This window comes from Chitinophaga varians (assembly GCF_014529945.1).
Classification (GTDB): Bacteria; Bacteroidota; Bacteroidia; order Chitinophagales; family Chitinophagaceae; genus Chitinophaga; species Chitinophaga varians.
Genome location: NZ_JACVFB010000002.1, coordinates 624,684 through 641,701, shown reverse-complemented (window position 1 = coordinate 641,701; position 17,018 = coordinate 624,684). Strand labels below are relative to the sequence as shown.

Below are 17,018 nucleotides of genomic sequence, written 5' to 3'. Positions count from 1 at the left end.
GAAAATAAAACGCAAAGATCGTTAAGTTTGAGCGAATTTGATACACTTTTGGTACCATAAGCTCCTAACTTACAATCTTTGCGTCTATAATCAGGTATGTGTGTCTTTCTAATGGCGGGATAAGCCCATTATACTTTTTCTGCTACCAGTTCATTCAGTTCTTTGCAGAGCAGGTCAAATACTTCTGCTTCAGAGCCATCTCCCTTCACTTTCTTAAACTTACCGAATTTAGCGTAGTGGTCAGCTACAGGCGCGGTTTTGTTATGATATTCCACAATACGGGCTTTCACCACGTCTTCGGAAGAGTCATCACTGCGGCCGGAGGTCTTGCCACGGTTCAGCAGTCGTTTAATCAATTCATCTTCAGGTACTTCGAGGGATAATACCACAGAGATGGCCGTTTTCTTCAGCGCCAGTAATTTGTCCAGTGCTTCCGCCTGGGCAGTAGTACGCGGGAAACCGTCAAAAATGAAACCACGGGCATCCGGATTGGAATCCAGCTTAGAGCTGATCATACCGATCACCACTTCGTCCGGTACCAGTAAACCCTGGTCCATAAACTTGGTGGCTTCCATACCCAAAGGAGTTTTACTGGCTATCTCTGAACGCAGCAAATCGCCGGTGGACAGATGTATAAGCCCGTACTTATCTATTATCTTAGCACTTTGTGTACCCTTACCACTACCGGGAGGGCCAAATAAAATGAGATTGACCATGTTTTATTAAAATCTACTTTACTCGCAAGGATGCAAATATAACAAACAATTGAATGTATTGGTAATTAAAATTGCGATTGGTTAAAAAATGTAAAAGATTTGGACAAAATAGTAAAGATATTTTAATATTTATAGCGGAACTGTAAAATATCTTCAATAGAATATTCTAATTTAACGAATATCTGGCGATTTGACAAAAACATATACCGATTTTTAATAATTATTTGATAGTCAGGCACTGGTAATGAAATCTTGCCCGATTATTTGTAAGTTTATGACATGAGGAAACAATTACTGGTTGCAGGACTTACGGGCTTGCTGATGACTGGGAGCGCTATCCCTATGCCCCCCGGCGTTATGAACAAAAAGAAGAACAGGAAGATCAACACCACCTCCCAACAGCCACAAGATAAGGCTTCTCAGTGGGTAGACAGCGTATTTCAATCACTTACACCAGAAGAACGCATTGCGCAACTCATCGTCATCAGAGCGCATTCCAATCTGGGACAAGATCATATCAATGCCGTAGTGCAGGATATCCGCGACAATAAAGTCGGCGGCCTGATCTTCTTTCAGGGGGGCCCGCTACGGGAAGCTAACCTGACTAATTATTACCAGTCGATCTCCAAAGTGCCCCTGCTGATATCGGTAGATGGCGAATGGGGACTGGGCATGCGGCTGGACAGTGTTACCTCTCTGCCCCGCAACATGATGCTCGGCGCCACCCGCGACACCGCCCTGGCGTTTGAAGCCGGTCGCGTCATGGGTGAACAATGTAAACGCATTGGCATCCATCTCGACTTCGCCCCCGATATGGACATCAATAATAACCCGAACAACCCGGTTATTAATGACCGCTCCTTCGGCGAAAATAAATACCAGGTGGCCCGTCTGGGTGTGGCCGCTATCAGAGGTATGCAGTCCACCGGGGTAATGGCCTGTGCCAAGCACTTCCCCGGCCACGGCGATACCAATGTGGACTCCCACTTCGACCTGCCTTCTATCAATAAAAGCCGGCAGGCGCTGGACTCCCTCGAACTGTATCCCTTCCGGGAAGCCATCGCGGCAGGTGTAGGCTCCGTCATGGTAGGACACCTCTTTATTCCCGCCATCGATAACAAACCCAATACGCCCACTTCCATTTCCTATAAAGCCGTTACCAAACTGCTGAAGAATGAACTGGGCTATAAAGGCCTCATCGTTACCGATGCACTCGAAATGAAAGGCATCGCCAAGTTCTACTCCAAGGGACAGGAATCCTTACAGTCCCTGCTGGCAGGCAACGACCTCATGATCCTGCCTTCTACCGCCGCTGGTAGCGTATCCGCTATCATGAAGGCCATCAAAAAAGGACAGATCAGCCAACAGGAAGTAGACGCCCGCGTTAAAAAAGTGCTGCATGCCAAATATGACTTAGGTCTCTGGAAACCACAACGCATTGAGACAAATAATTTGACCACCGATCTCAATTCGATGACGGACACGCTGACCCGCCGCATTGCAGAAAAAGCGATCACGCTCGTGAGAAACGATCAGAAACTGATTCCTTTCTCTCCGGCTATGACGCAGCAGAAACTGGCGGTGATCGCCGTCGGCGCCGACGGAAACAACGCCTTCCTGGATGCCGTCAGAGCATACAAACCAGGCACAGATGCCTTTATCTTCACCTCCCGTCAGACGGTGCAACAGATCGCTCCGATCATTTCCCGCATTCAGCGTGATTATAAAGCAGTGATCATCAGCGTACATAATTTCAGCCGCCGTCCGGCTAATAATTTCGGCCTGTCACTGGCGCAACGCCTGATCGTAAAACAACTGCAGTCTGAAATGCCTGCGGCCACCGTGGTATTTGGCAACCCTTACGCCATTCAACACTGGTGTGATGCCCCCACTATTGTGGCTGCCTACGAAGATGACAGTATCACCCAGAAGGTAGCGGCCGACTTGCTGTTCGGCAAGCTGGGGCCCAAAGGCAAACTGCCGGTGACAGTATGTCCCGGTCTGCCGGAAGGGACCGGCATCTCTTATGATGTTAATCTGTTTACAGACCTGCCCACTGCCGCACCGGCCGAAGTTGGCATGAATGAAACCCGCCTGGCAGGCATCGATGCGCTTGCCAACGACATGATCTCCCGCGGCGCAGCTCCCGGCTGCGAAGTGCTGGCCCTGAAAGATGGAAAGATCGTGTATAACCGCACTTTCGGCCACTATGAATACAATAGCCAGGAGCCGGTTTCCCCTGGTTCTATTTATGATCTGGCCTCTGTCACCAAAGTGTGCGCTACCACTATCTCCATCATGCGGTTGTATGATGAAGGAAAAGTGAGCCTCGATGGTACGCTGGGGGAGTATCTGCCCCTTGTAAAGGGCACTGACAAGGCAGGACTGAAGATACGGGACGTACTGCTGCATCAGGCAGGGCTCGTTGCTTTCATTCCGTTCTACAAGGAAACTTTATACCCCGACGGTCGCCCTGATACTATCCTGTATCACAGCACCGCAGATGAATTATATTCCGTACAGGTGGCCGACAATATGTTCATGGACCATCGCTATGTAGATTCTATCTGGAAAAAAATCCTCGACAGCAAAGTGACCCCTCATCAGGGCTATGTTTACAGCGACCTGGATTTTTTATTCCTCGGCAAAGTGGTGGAAGCTGTGACAGGCAAAAGGTTGGACCAATACGTACGGGAAACTTTTTATAAACCGTTGGGGCTGGCCACAACCGGCTTTCTGCCCAGAGAGCGGTTCCCGCTGTCTTTGCTGGTGCCCACGGAGCGGGAGAACTTCTTCCGGATGCAGTTACTGCGTGGTTTTGTGCACGATCCCGGAGCAGCCATGCTGGGTGGCGTTGCCGGCCATGCAGGGCTGTATTCCAATGCGCATGATCTGGGCGTGATTATGCAGATGCTGCTTAACAATGGTTCATTTGGAGGAGTGCAATATATCAAGCCGGAAACCGTAAGGCTGTTTACCGCTTACAATAGCAGCATCAGCCGCCGCGGCCTGGGCTTCGACAAACCGGAAAAAGACAATAACACCCGTAGGGAAAGTTATCCGTCCAAACTCACTTCCGGCGCCACCTTTGGCCATACCGGCTTCACCGGTACCTGTATCTGGGCAGATCCCGGCAGCAAAATGGTGTTCATCTTCCTGAGTAACAGGGTATATCCCAATGGCGGTTCTAACAGCAAACTGTCTACCCTCAATACAAGAGGCAAGATGATGGACGTAGTATATGAAGCCATGAAACCATAACCATTCCCGGTTTTGATATATTTAAAATGCGAAGGAGATTATCAGACGATAATCTCCTTCGCATTTTAAATAACCAATTAACCAAATCAGAAGTAGTATGCAGTATTATTTTTCTACGGAAACGAGCCTGCTAACCATGGTCTGTGTTTTGATGCCAATGGATTTTTCTGCTACTTTGTTTTTGCCGCTTCTGATTTCGAAGATGTACTGGCCATCTTCGAGGGATTGCAGATTGTAGCGGGCTTCAAATTTAACAGTTGCAGGTAATACTTCCCGGTGAAGGGTGTTGTTGTTGCTATCTTTGATGTAAAGTGTCAACTTTTCGTTTTCCGGATTGATCACTGCCAGTGTGAAGTTCAACGTCTCTTTTTCTGGCTGGCTGATTTCCACTTCCAAATCCTTTTTGATGCCTGATGAAGGCTGCTCAGCAACGAACCGGTTGTTGTTGTAAGCAAAGGATCTTTCCTGTGCATGCATGGTTACAAAGGGAATGAGGATAGTGGCTAATACGATCATTGTTACTTTGGGTACTAAAACAAAACAAAACTGTTTCATGACATTATTTTTTTAATGTGTTGTCTTTTTTACTTGTTTGGGCAGTATTAGCTAATACAATTAATGCCGTTTAATTTTCAATGCAAAGCTCCGACCCCAGCGTTAACAGAACATTACGCGATTGTTAAAAGAATGTGAGTATTTCGGGAGCCGTAATTCACTATTTTTGCAGCGTTTATGGAAACAGTTGATATGAAGAATAACCGCCCGGTGGCCATCTGGCTATATATAGGAGTGGGCATGCTGGTGATCCAGGTACTATTGGGAGGGCTGACCCGCTTAACCGGTTCCGGCCTGTCGATTACAGAGTGGCAGCCGTTGTTGGGCGCTTTTCCGCCCATGAATGAAGCAGCCTGGCAAAAAGCCTTCGATGGATATAAGCAGATTGCGCAGTATAAATATGTCAACAACCATTTCACCTTATCAGATTTTAAATTCATCTATTTCTGGGAATGGCTGCACCGCGACTGGGCGCGTTTGATCGGCGTTGTATTTATTATACCGTTCATTTATTTCATTGCGAAGAACAAGATCAGGAAAGAGATGATCAACCCGATGATTGTGCTGTTTGTGCTCGGTGGCCTGCAGGGACTTATCGGCTGGATCATGGTGTCGAGCGGCCTGAACGATGAAAACCTTTATGTAAGCCATATCCGGCTGGCCGTACACTTTATATCGGCGCTGGTGCTGCTGTGTTATCTGTTCTGGTTTGCCCTGAAAATCAGTGTTCCCGGGAAAGAAATCCTCAAAGTCCCTTCCCTGAAGCGGTTAAATTTCTGGTTACTGGTACTCGTGACCGTGCAACTGATATACGGTGCTTTTATGGCTGGTCTGCATGCTGCCCTGGTAGCCAATACCTGGCCGGACATCAACGGCGCCTGGATACCTGCCGGCATGTTTTCCCAGGGCGGCTTCCTGACGGATATTGTCCATAACACTATCACCATTCAGTTTATACATCGTGGACTGGCCTATCTCATCACTATCCTGATTGCCGTATGGTGGTGGAAATCAGCACAAACGCCTACCAACAGCCTGTTACACGCTATTCGTTACCTGCCGCTGTTGTTGGTATTGCTGCAGGTGCTGCTGGGTGTACTCACGCTGCTCAACAGTCAGGTGAAAATACCGATCACCTACGGGATTCTGCACCAATGCGTAGGCATGCTGCTGTTGCTTTCGCTGGTATGGACGCTATACCTGAGCAGCGCACCACAAGATTAATTACGATTTACGGATTACGAATTACGAATTAGGGGTTTAATACAAGGCTTAGTTAGAAACTATTGCTGCGTATCAGGCCCCTAATTCGTAATTCGTAATCCGTAATTCGTAATTTTTTACGTAGGTTTATTAGTAATTATCGGTCTGATGAAGGTGAAGCTATTCCTAATAAAAACGTACTATTCATTCCCTGTTCAATTGCTCCTGCTGCATTTCAGGAAATATCAGGTGTTGCTCATCTTCTGGGTAATTCTCTTTAGCACGATCAATGGCGGATTTGCCAAGGTATTTGGCGGCGATGCCCTCTTTTTGGCGCCGGAATATCTGGGGAAAGTGAATTTTTACAGTACAGCGATTCTTGGACTGGCCACAGGCATGTTTATCATGAGCTGGCAGATCACTACCTTCATCCTGCATACCGGCCGGTTTAAATTCCTGGCCACCACCTCCCAGCCTTTTTTTCGTTATTGCCTCAATAATTCGCTCATTCCTCTGGCATTTTTTATCTGCCTGATTTATCGTGGCTGGCAATACCAGCGGTATGAGCAACTGAGCTCTATTCCTGACATCCTCCTGTTGGGAGAAGGGTTTGTCTGTGGAGCCCTGTTTATCGTGTTTTTCGGGTTCTTTTATTTTTTTAATGCCGATAAAAACATCGGGCGGAGGCTGGAGAAACGTTTTGGCAACCCGCGTAATTTTCTGCGGGTGATCCTCAAGCCAACACAGGAGCCCGATGAGAATGCGCTGCCGGTGCACAACTATTTCTCTACGCCCTGGAAAATCCGCCGCGCCCGGAATGTAGACCACTACAATAAACACTACCTCGACAGTATCCTCAAACAACATCACTTTGCAGCGATGATCACGGTGGGGTGCGCGCTTATTTTTCTGATGATACTGGCTTATATGATGGATTATGAAGTGTTCAGGATTCCTGCCGGCGCCAGTGTACTGATCTTCTTTGCCTTCCTGATTGGCGTGGCCGGCGCCTATTCTTATCTACTGCAAACATGGTCCATTCCGGTAGTGCTGGTGTTATTGTTTGGGCTCAACTGGATGGTGGAACATAACTGGGTTGACAACCGTAACAAAGCGTACGGACTTGATTACCAACAGAAAAAGGCCCGGCCGGAATACAGTGTAGAAGCCTTACAGCGTTTCTTTACCCGTGAGCGGTATGAAGCTGACAGAAGGCAGTCCCTCGAAATTTTAAAGAAGTGGCGTAGCAAGTTTCCGGCAAATAAAAAGCCGCAGCTGATCGTCCTGAATTTCAGTGGTGGTGGCAGCCGTTCCGCCACCTGGTCGCTGCATGTGCTGCAGCGGCTGGACAGTCTCTTACAGGGGCAGCTGATGAAACACACGGTACTGATGACGGGTGCGTCCGGCGGTATGTTGGGCGCCAGCTATTTCCGGGAACTGTATTATCAGCAACTGATGGGGAAGCCCATCCGGCTGACAGACAGCATCTACACCGAGCGCGTTTCCAGAGATCTGCTGAATTCCGTGTTCAGCGCTATGGCCGTGAATGACTTTATTACCCCCTGGCGCACTTTTACGATGGATAATAAACGGTATGCAAAAGACCGCGGGTATGCCTTCGAGATGCAGCTGAACCAGAACACTGATAATGCCCTGAATAAGATACTGAGAGATTACAAAGCGCCAGAGCAGAACGCAGAAATTCCGATGCTGATCTGGAATGCCACCATCAATGCAGATGGGCGCCGGCTGATGATTTCGCCGCAGCCGGTCAGTTACCTGTGTAGCCCGCAGTATCTGTATCCTACGAGGCAGGTACGGGATATCGACGGGGTGGACTTTGCACAATACTACGCTAACCAGCATGCCATGGAGCTGCGGGTTACCAGTGCCATCCGGATGTGTGCTACTTTTCCTTATGTATTACCCAATACTTTTTTACCCAGCAACCCCATTGTAGATGTGATGGATGCCGGTATCCGGGATAATTTCGGCCAACAGACCACATTGCGTTATCTCTATACTTTCAGTAAATGGATCAATGAAAACACCAGCGGGGTGGTGTATATCCAGATCAGGGATACCCGCAAGAATGATATTACTCCGATCAAGAAAACCAAAGATCTTAGTGATCTGCTGTTTGAACCATTGTTTACCATGCAACAGCATTGGAGTGCCATGCAGGATTTTGATCAGGATGATCTGGTTAATTTCATGGAGGGGTATTTCCCGGATAAATTTCATCGTATCATCTTCCAGTATGTGCCACAGAAACAGGACAAAGGAGCTGCACTATCCTGGCACCTCACGTCCCGTGAGAAGCTGGACATAGCGCACGCACTTGATAATCCGGCGAATCAAAGTGCGTTGGATTTTGTCGTTAAACTGATGGAAGAATAAATTGTTTACCTTTTCCTCATTCCCTTTTTAATGCAATAGAAATTCCAGCAACGGCGTAATGAATTTCGTATAGGCTTCTATGTGAGGTAGATGGCCAACGCCTTCAATTGGCACCAGTGTGGCATGGGGGATACGTTTGGCCGCATCTTTTCCCAGCTCGGGGTAATTACCCAGTGTTTTACGGATGTCTGGCGGTACATTGGCTTTTCCCAGTGCCGTGCGGTCACGCTGACCGATGATCAGCAGGGTGGGTGCCTGAATATTGGGGAACTCATAATATACCGGTTGTGTGAAAATCATGTCGTAGGTGAGGGCGGCGTTCCAGGCCACCTGTGCATAGTCCGGATTTTGAATCCAACTGGCTTGCAGGCGGGCCCATTTATCATAGTCCGGTTTCCATTGTCCCGCGTAATAGTTATCCAGCTGATATTGTTTGATTTTATCGTAGGTCTGTTTCAGCTCAGAGTGGTACCATTTATCCACAGATTGGTACGGAACGACCACTTTCCAGTCTTCCAGTCCGATGGGGTTTTCCAGAATAAGTTTGGTAGTAACGTCGGGGTACATGAGGGCGAAGCGGGCAGCGAGCATTCCGCCCATGGAATGCCCAAGGATGGCGGCCTTGTGGATATCGAGGGTGTCCAGCAGGGCTTTGGTGTTTTGGGCTAAGAACTGAAAGCTGTATTGCACGTGTGCTGGTTTAGCGGACTTGCCAAAGCCTATCTGGTCGGGGATGATGACCCGAAAACCGTTGTTGGTGAGGCTGGCGGCGGTGCTGTCCCAGTAGGCGCCGCAGAAGTTTTTACCATGGAGGAGCACTACGGTCTGGCCATTGGGCCGGGAAGGCTGTATGTCCATGTAAGCCATGGTGAGTGGTTGGCCCTGCGCCTGGAATTTAAAATAATGAACAGGGTAGGGATATTGGTAGGAAGACAACATAATGTCTTGTGTAGGAATGGTTTGTGCATGCAGTAGGGAGGGGAGAAGGCAGTAACAGGACAGTAATAAAATGAAAAGGGTACGTTTCATGCGGGTATGTTTTATCAGGAGGGAAATCAAATCTCCCGCCATAAAGATGGCGGGATGTGCCTGCCAGGGATTGTTTCCGTCATGATAAAATATGACCGGTTGTAATATGTTGATATTGAGTTAGTTGTGAGGGTATTTGTACAAGTGACTAAATGGTTACATTTATTTAAAGCACGAATCCTTCATTCTCGTCAGGTTTTCGTACCTTTGCGCCTCATTTTTGCAGCTATGAGCTATAATCTTACAAGCTGCTTATAGCTAAAGAATTAAGTATATGAACATTCGTAATATTGCAATTATCGCACACGTAGACCATGGTAAAACTACCCTGGTTGACAAAATTCTTCATCAGACGAACGTTTTCCGGGCTAATCAGGAATCCGGTGAACTGATCATGGACAGCAACGATCTTGAGAGAGAGCGTGGTATTACCATTTTCAGTAAAAATGCTTCTGTTGAATACAAAGGCACCAAAATTAATGTGATCGATACCCCGGGCCACGCCGACTTTGGAGGTGAGGTAGAGCGCGTATTGAAAATGGCAGATGGTGTAATCCTGCTGGTTGACGCTTTTGAAGGCCCGATGCCACAGACTCGCTTTGTGTTGCAGAAAGCTTTACAGCTGAACCTGAAACCTATCGTCGTGATCAACAAAGTGGACAAGGCTAACTGCCGTCCTGATGAAGTACACGATGCTGTATTTGAATTGTTCTTCAACCTGGATGCAACAGAAGAGCAGCTGAACTTCCCGACCTTCTACGGCTCCGGTAAAAATGGCTGGTTCAACTCTTCCCTCGAGCAATGCGCTGATATCACTCCGCTGATGGATGGTATCATCGAACATGTTCCTGCTCCTAAAATCCCTGAAGGTAACCTGCAGCTGCAGATCACTTCCCTGGATTACTCTTCCTTCCTCGGTCGTATCGCAGTAGGTAAAGTAACCCGTGGTTCTATCGAAGAAGGTCAGTGGATTACGCTGATGCAGGCAGACGGTACCGCTAAAAGACAGAAGGTACGTGAGCTGTACATCTTTGAAGCTTTAGGTAAAAGAAAAGTAAATAAGGTACTGGCCGGCGACATTTGCGCTGTTGTAGGTATCGAAGATTTTAATATCGGTGACACCATCGCTGATGGTGAAGCTCCGGAAGCACTGGCAGTAATCAGCGTGGACGAACCAACCATGAACATGCTGTTCGGTATCAACAACTCACCTTTCTTTGGTAAAGATGGTAAGTTCGTTACTTCCCGTCACCTGCGTGACCGTCTGGTGAAAGAAACCGAAAAGAACCTGGCACTGCGTGTAGTAGATACAGACAGTGCGGATAGCTTCCTGGTGTATGGTCGTGGTATCCTTCACCTGGGCGTACTGATCGAAACCATGCGTCGTGAAGGTTATGAGCTGACTGTAGGTCAACCACAGGTTATCGTGAAAAACATCGACGGTAAAAAATGTGAACCATATGAAACCCTGGTGGTAGACGTTCCGCAGGAATTCGCCAGCAAGGTAATTGACCTGGTAACCCGTCGTAAAGGTGAAATGCTGATCATGGAAACAAAAGGTGAAATGCAACACCTGGAATTTGAGATTCCTTCCCGTGGTCTGATCGGTCTGCGTACACAAATGCTGACTGCCACTGCCGGCGAAGCTGTAATGGCTCACCGCTTCAACGATTATAAAGCCTGGAAAGGCGCCATCCCCGGCCGTAACAACGGTGTGTTGATCGCTAAAGAAGCTGGTTCCACTACCGCTTACTCCCTCGATAAATTACAGGACAGAGGTTCATTCTTCGTGGACCCGGGAGAAGAAGTGTACAAAGGCATGATCATCGGTGAAAATAACAAACCTGGTGATCTGGTGGTAAACCCGAACGAAGGTAAGAAACTGACCAACATGCGCGCCAGCGGTAGCGATGGCGCTGCTAATATCGCACCTAAAATTCTGATGACACTGGAAGAATGCATGGAATACATCCAGCATGATGAGTGCATCGAAGTTACCCCTAACTTCATCCGTATGCGTAAAACCATCCTGGACGAAGAAGAGCGTAAGAGAAGTGCAAAAAGCATGAAAGCTGAAGCCTAGTCGATTAGAAGGCCCGCTGATAAAGCTGGTTCATATAATGATAGCACTAAGTTTGAAAAATGTTTGAGATAAGGAGGCTGACCGATTGGTCGGCCTCTTTTGTTTTTCGAAACGTCAAGTCTTAAGTCTTAAGTCTTAAGTCTTAAGTCTCAATCTCAAGTCTCAGCCTCAATCTCAAGTCTCAGCCTCAGTCTCAGTCTCAAGTCTTCAATCTTCAATCCCCATTCTCAAGTCTTATGTCTCATCATCTATTGCCTCACGCCTGTCATTCATCACTTAGCGTTCATTACTCATCGTTCAGCAAACCATCGCTCACAGTATAAATAGCTCATCGCTCCAGGTTAGAAATTGAATAACATCATCGCCCAGGGCTTTAGCCCTGGGACAAAAAAATCCCCGCCCAGGATAAGGCGGGGAGTGCATACTAACCCAATGCTTACTAAAACTAAAACTAACTTCTATGTATGTATAGTAAAGAGTAAATTCAATTTTTGGCAGCTTATATCATTAAGCTTCTTCTTGTTTCTCCGCAATTTTCTGTTTGATCTTTGCTTCGATTTCTGCGGACAGTTCCGGATTGTCGCCCAGTAATTGTTTCACCGCATCACGGCCCTGACCCAGTTTATTGGAGTCATAGCTGAACCAGCTACCGCTTTTCTGAATGATACCGTATTCTACGCCCATGTCGATGATCTCACCCATTTTGGAGATACCCAGACCATAGATGATATCAAATTCGGCCTGACGGAAAGGAGGTGCTACTTTGTTTTTCACCACTTTCACTTTCACACGGTTACCTACCGCTTCGTCACCATCTTTAATCTGGCTCATACGGCGGATATCCAGCCTTACAGAAGCATAGAACTTCAGCGCGTTACCACCGGTAGTGGTTTCCGGGTTACCAAACATAACACCGATTTTTTCACGCAGCTGGTTAATGAATATGCAGCAGCAGTTTGTTTTGGCGATAGTGGCGGTCAGTTTACGCAGTGCCTGGGACATCAAACGTGCCTGCAGACCCATTTTGCTGTCACCCATTTCACCTTCCAGCTCGCTTTTCGGTACCAGTGCGGCTACAGAGTCCACTACTACTACGTCTACCGCTCCGGATAAAATCAGACGGTCCGCGATTTCCAGCGCCTGCTCACCATGGTCTGGCTGTGAAATCAGGAGAGAATCCACATCCACACCCAGTCTGCGGGCATAGCTGCTGTCGAAAGCGTGCTCCGCATCCACAATGGCGCAAATACCACCTTTTTTCTGTGCTTCAGCAATCGTGTGGATCGCTACGGTAGTTTTACCGGAAGATTCAGGACCATAGATCTCAATGATCCTTCCTTTCGGAAAACCGCCAATGCCCAGTGCGATATCAAGCCCCAGTGAACCGGAAGAAATTACTTCCATTGGAGCTTCTGCTTTTTCGCCCATCATCATCACAGATCCCTTACCGAAATCTTTCTCAATCTTATCCATTGTAAGGCGTAACGCCTTCAGTTTTTCTGTATTGGCTGTAGACATATCTGTAGTTGTTTTTTACAAATTTAATCGAAAAGCATATCTCCAACTGGAATGCTAAATTATAACCTAATTTTTGATTTTCCTAAATTTTTTAGCATTTTATTTTTAATGCTAAAAAAAGTAGTATTCATATCGTATTCGGTCTCACTTTTTTGCTTCGCCCCTAACGACATAACAAAGATCCGAAGCCATTACGCATTGAATGTGCGTAATCATCTTTCGGGAAAAAAATATTTATGGGGAAGGTCCGGGGGAAATACTGCATTTTTAAAAAGCGTAGTTATACGCTTGAGGTTAAATGCAGAATATCGGACTTTTGCATTGTCAAGTTTAGTTGTTGATGATTGTAACCCCAGATGTTTGTTAGATTGTTTGTTAACCTGCCTTGCGGCCTTGCATCCATGTTACCGGAATAAAGCAGTCCGGCTGTTAAGGTAAACCCCAAAAAGTTTTTTCCCCATCCAAAACATAGCATATTCCTTGTTGGGTTTTCTCCTGAAAAGAGAAAACCAGCAGGGAGTATGCTACCGCGGGAAAAATCAGATCACCAGAAACCAGCAGGCGGCCAGTTGTGTAATAATCCCAATAAATAAACCGGTATAAATCTCTACAGGATTATGGGCGTTCAGCACCATCCTCGCCGTGGCTACAATGCCAGTTACAAAAAAGGTGATCACCAACGGTAACGACACATTCATATGCATGCCCCACATCAGCGCCAGCAGAAAACCGATTACGCCGCCCCAGCCTATACCATGCAGGCTGGTCTTCATAAAACTATTGGTAATGAAGGAAATAGACACCGCCAGGAAGGACCCCAGGAAAAAAGCGGTGTAAAACCGCGGTGCGGCACCCTCCTGTAAAAAGGTGTAAAAAGCCCAGAAATAATAAATAATAATGGCCACGTAAGGAATGATCCGCTCCCGCTGCGTCTTCATATAAATAGACGACACAAACCCCAGCTGTCTGGCCAGCAGCACTGTCAGCAACGGAAAAAATATGGTGATCGCCACTACCCGGAAATACAATACGTCAAAAGCAAACTTTTTGCTCAGCGGCTTAAAGGCCACCATGTATTCCGGAATGGACTGCAGTATTAAAAAGGTTACCAGGGTGGGGAGAAACAGCGGATGGGTGATATAGGAGATAACCTGCGCCAGTGATCTGGCCGCGGGAGGAAATACCGGACCTTCCCCGGTACGCATGTTACTTTCCGGTAACGCTTGTTCGTGCATCATTTTGTTCTTATAATTCTTTACGTAAACGGGCAACGGGTATATTCAGCTGCTCCCTGTATTTGGCCACCGTACGGCGGGCAATATTATATCCTTTGTCCTGCAGCATCTTGGTCAGGTTCTCATCACTCAGCGGCTTCCGTTTGTTCTCTGCCTCTATCAGGTCAGACAAGATCTTCTTCACTTCGCGGGTGGACACTTCCTCGCCACTGTCGGTAGACAGCGACTCGGAGAAAAAGAATTTCAGCTTGAAGGTGCCGAACTCTGTTTGTACATATTTACTGTTGGCCACACGGCTCACTGTGGAGATATCCAGCTGGGTACGATCGGCAATATCCTTCAGGATCATTGGCTTCATCGTGGTTTCATCACCGGTCAGGAAAAACTCCCGCTGATAGTCCATGATAGACTCCATGGTAGACAACAGCGTGTGCTGCCGCTGTTTGATGGCATCGATAAACCATTTGGCGGCATCAATTTTCTGCTTGATAAACAACACCGCCTCTTTCTGGCGCTTGTCTTTTTTATCCCCGCGGTCATACTCCCGCAGCATGTCTCTATAGCCACCGGAAATACGCAGATCAGGCGCGTTGCGCGAATTCAGCGTCAGTTCCAGTTTGCCGGCATTGTTCATAATGAAAAAGTCCGGCAATACATAACTCTCCGCTTTGTTGAGCGTAGCGTAATTACCGCCCGGCTTGGGGTTCAGCTTGATAATCTGATTGATGGAGGCTTTCAGGCCCTCGTCGCTCAGACTCAACGCTTTCTGTATCTTTTCGTAGTGTTTCTTGGTAAACTCGTCGAAGTAATTTTCGAGGATCTGATAGGCGGTATGTACACCTTCGTCATCCTGCGGTTTCCGCTTCAGTTGCAGCAGCAGGCATTCTTTCAGATCTGTGGCGCATACGCCGGCAGGGTCGAATTCCTGGATTTTTTTGATCAGCTCCCGGATTTCTTCTTCAGTAGTATCAATATTCTGGGAGAAAGAGAGATCATCCACCATGGCGCTCACTTCGCGGCGCAGATAACCATCGTCGTCAATACTGCCGATGATATGTTCGGCAATGGCGTTCTGGTGATCGTCCAGTTCCAGCATGCCGAGCTGGCTCAGAAGATGTTCATGGAAAGATGTTTCCACCCGGATAGGAATGGTTTTGTTGCTCTCATCCGGATCGGGATAGTTGTCGTCCCGCAGTTTATAATCCGCCACATCATCATCTCCATCACTTACATATTCGGAAATATCAATGTTGTCATACTCGCTTTCGCTGCCATCTGGTTCAAAATCATCCTCCTCATCGCCTTCACTGTCTGTCTTGGCATCAAAATCTTCCTGCTCTTTGAATTCATCTTCATGTGTGTCTTCACCGTATTCGAGGGCAGGGTTTTCTTCCAGTTCTTCTTTAATTCTCTCTTCCAGGTTGACAGTAGGTACCTGCAGCAACTTCATGAGCTGAATCTGCTGTGGTGAAAGCTTCTGTAATAACTTCTGCTGTTGTGTCTGCTTTAGCATAATAATCGTTCCCTACAGGGCAAAATTAATAAGTATAAGGTTAACGATAGCCTTACCGCCTTTAGCAGTCAACACAGTTAGCAGTAATTACCGGCTAACAGTGGCAGCTAAGTGCCGGGGGCTATAGGTCCAGTTCCAGCTGTTCGTCGGGCAGCAACCGGAAAGATTTGCGGTGATACGGTGTTTCTCCGTGTTCCCGCAGCGCTTCGCGATGATGCCTGGTCGGATAGCCTTTGTTCTCATTCCAGCCAAAATGTGGATATTCCTGGTGCAACCGTTGCATGTACTCGTCACGGTAGGTTTTGGCAAGAATAGAGGCCGCAGCAATGGATGCGTATTTGCCATCTCCCTGTACGATACAGGCAAAGGGTATCTGGCCGTAAGCATAAAACCGGTTACCATCGATGATGATAAATTCCGGTTGCCGGCTCAACTGCTCCAGTGCCAGGTGCATCGCCCGGAATGAGGCCTTTAATATGTTTATCTTGTCTATCTCCAGGTTGTCTACACTGGCAACAGCATAATACAACGCCTTTTTCTCTATGACTTTACGCAACTTGTCCCGGTCTGCTGCTGTCAGTTGTTTGGAATCATTGAGCAACGGATGGCGGAACCTGGGCGGTAATATTACCGCTGCTGCAAACACAGGGCCCGCAAGGCACCCTCTGCCGGCTTCGTCGCAGCCAGCCTCCAATAATTCGTCCTGATAATGAGATAGTAGCAAATCCGGTACTGTTTAAGACGGGTAAAATTACAAGATTAATGTTCAAGGAACAAGGAATAAGGAATTTTACACGGCTTACTCGGAATCGCGTTTAAACAGGTCTTTAAAATCCTGTTTGAAATCTGTCCATTCTTTATCAGACTTTTTCATCAGCTCATCAGCGGCTTTGCGGGTGCTGTCCCACGCATTGGCGCTGCTGCTCTGAATATCTTTCATCTTCCTGTTCATTTCCGCCTTCAGGCTCTCCAGCTTCTTCCGCGCCTCTTTACTCTTGTCGGTACCCTCTTTTTTTAATTCCTCGCTGGTTTGGTCTATTTGCCTGATCCGCTCCCGGATCGCGTCTTCCGCCTGCTTTTTCTGTTCATTAAGATAATCCCCGGCACTGTTGGCGGTATTCTTAACGTCCTCTTTTACTTTGGCAGCGCCTTCCTGCACTTCTTCCCGTTTCTCCTGCTGCTTTTTATTCTCGTTGCACGCCAAAAATGCTGCTACCCCCAGTATTAACATTATTTTTTTCATGATCAAGAGATTTAAACAATTTAGAAAATATAGGCTCTGAAATTTTTGGCACGCACTATTGCGCTGCTCCCTTTTATCAAAACATATTCCAGTTTTTTTGTTCACCCTCCGGTAGATATTATTTACAGAGAAAAAACACGTATAAATTATTAATATAATTTAAAAAGACCAGCTATCGGGGAAGATCCTACTCATTATGCCCCATCCATGCGTCCGTTAACAAAAAAATAGCTAGGTTTGAGGTCCTTTTATAACAAACCAA

12 protein-coding genes are annotated in these 17,018 nt (G+C 47.2%); 4 read left to right on the top strand and 8 right to left on the bottom strand.

The window, feature by feature from the left end:
- Positions 1-128 precede the first annotated feature (128 nt).
- Positions 129-716: an adenylate kinase gene (locus tag ICL55_RS10420; RefSeq protein ID WP_188096749.1), complete on the bottom strand. Its 588-nt coding sequence runs from the start codon at positions 714-716 to the stop codon at positions 129-131.
- A gap of 279 nt (positions 717-995) precedes the next feature.
- Here ICL55_RS10420 and ICL55_RS10415 point away from each other — a divergent pair, with 279 nt between their 5' ends.
- Positions 996-3,977 carry a serine hydrolase domain-containing protein gene (locus ICL55_RS10415; protein WP_188096747.1) on the top strand — a complete coding sequence of 994 codons (2,982 nt, stop codon included), beginning with the start codon at positions 996-998 and terminating at the stop codon, positions 3,975-3,977.
- A gap of 105 nt (positions 3,978-4,082) precedes the next feature.
- Here ICL55_RS10415 and ICL55_RS10410 read toward each other — a convergent pair whose 3' ends face one another.
- Positions 4,083-4,532, bottom strand: a complete 450-nt coding sequence (locus ICL55_RS10410) for a hypothetical protein (RefSeq protein WP_188096745.1) — start codon at positions 4,530-4,532, stop codon at positions 4,083-4,085.
- Positions 4,533-4,724: 192 nt separating this feature from the next.
- Between ICL55_RS10410 and ICL55_RS10405 the strand changes: the two genes are divergently transcribed.
- Complete coding sequence (locus ICL55_RS10405; protein ID WP_188096743.1) at positions 4,725-5,756, top strand: COX15/CtaA family protein; 1,032 nt, start codon at positions 4,725-4,727, stop codon at positions 5,754-5,756.
- Positions 5,757-5,903: 147 nt separating this feature from the next.
- The gene (locus ICL55_RS10400) at positions 5,904-8,135 is read left to right on the top strand and encodes a patatin-like phospholipase family protein (RefSeq protein ID WP_188096741.1); all 2,232 of its coding nucleotides are present in this window, start codon (positions 5,904-5,906) and stop codon (positions 8,133-8,135) included.
- A gap of 27 nt (positions 8,136-8,162) precedes the next feature.
- Here the strand turns inward: ICL55_RS10400 and ICL55_RS10395 are convergent, their stop codons facing one another.
- Positions 8,163-9,164, bottom strand: coding sequence for an alpha/beta fold hydrolase (locus tag ICL55_RS10395; RefSeq protein WP_188096739.1), 1,002 nt, complete (start codon positions 9,162-9,164; stop codon positions 8,163-8,165).
- A gap of 274 nt (positions 9,165-9,438) precedes the next feature.
- Here ICL55_RS10395 and typA point away from each other — a divergent pair, with 274 nt between their 5' ends.
- Positions 9,439-11,247, top strand: a complete 1,809-nt coding sequence (typA, locus tag ICL55_RS10390) for a translational GTPase TypA (protein WP_188096737.1) — start codon at positions 9,439-9,441, stop codon at positions 11,245-11,247.
- Positions 11,248-11,754: 507 nt separating this feature from the next.
- Here typA and recA read toward each other — a convergent pair.
- From recA to ICL55_RS10365, 5 genes are all read right to left on the bottom strand, one after another.
- Positions 11,755-12,765: a recombinase RecA gene (recA, locus tag ICL55_RS10385; protein WP_168808292.1), complete on the bottom strand. Its 1,011-nt coding sequence runs from the start codon at positions 12,763-12,765 to the stop codon at positions 11,755-11,757.
- Between the two features lie 539 nt (positions 12,766-13,304).
- Positions 13,305-14,003: a hypothetical protein gene (locus ICL55_RS10380; protein WP_188096734.1), complete on the bottom strand. Its 699-nt coding sequence runs from the start codon at positions 14,001-14,003 to the stop codon at positions 13,305-13,307.
- Between the two features lie 7 nt (positions 14,004-14,010).
- Entirely contained in the window at positions 14,011-15,513 is a 1,503-nt protein-coding gene (gene rpoN, locus ICL55_RS10375) for an RNA polymerase factor sigma-54 (protein WP_188096732.1), read from the bottom strand.
- A 121-nt stretch (positions 15,514-15,634) separates the two neighbouring features.
- Complete coding sequence (locus ICL55_RS10370) at positions 15,635-16,237, bottom strand: ribonuclease HII (RefSeq protein ID WP_188096730.1); 603 nt, start codon at positions 16,235-16,237, stop codon at positions 15,635-15,637.
- 75 nt (positions 16,238-16,312) lie between these two features.
- Positions 16,313-16,756, bottom strand: a complete 444-nt coding sequence (locus tag ICL55_RS10365; protein ID WP_188096728.1) for a hypothetical protein — start codon at positions 16,754-16,756, stop codon at positions 16,313-16,315.
- Positions 16,757-17,018 lie beyond the last annotated feature (262 nt).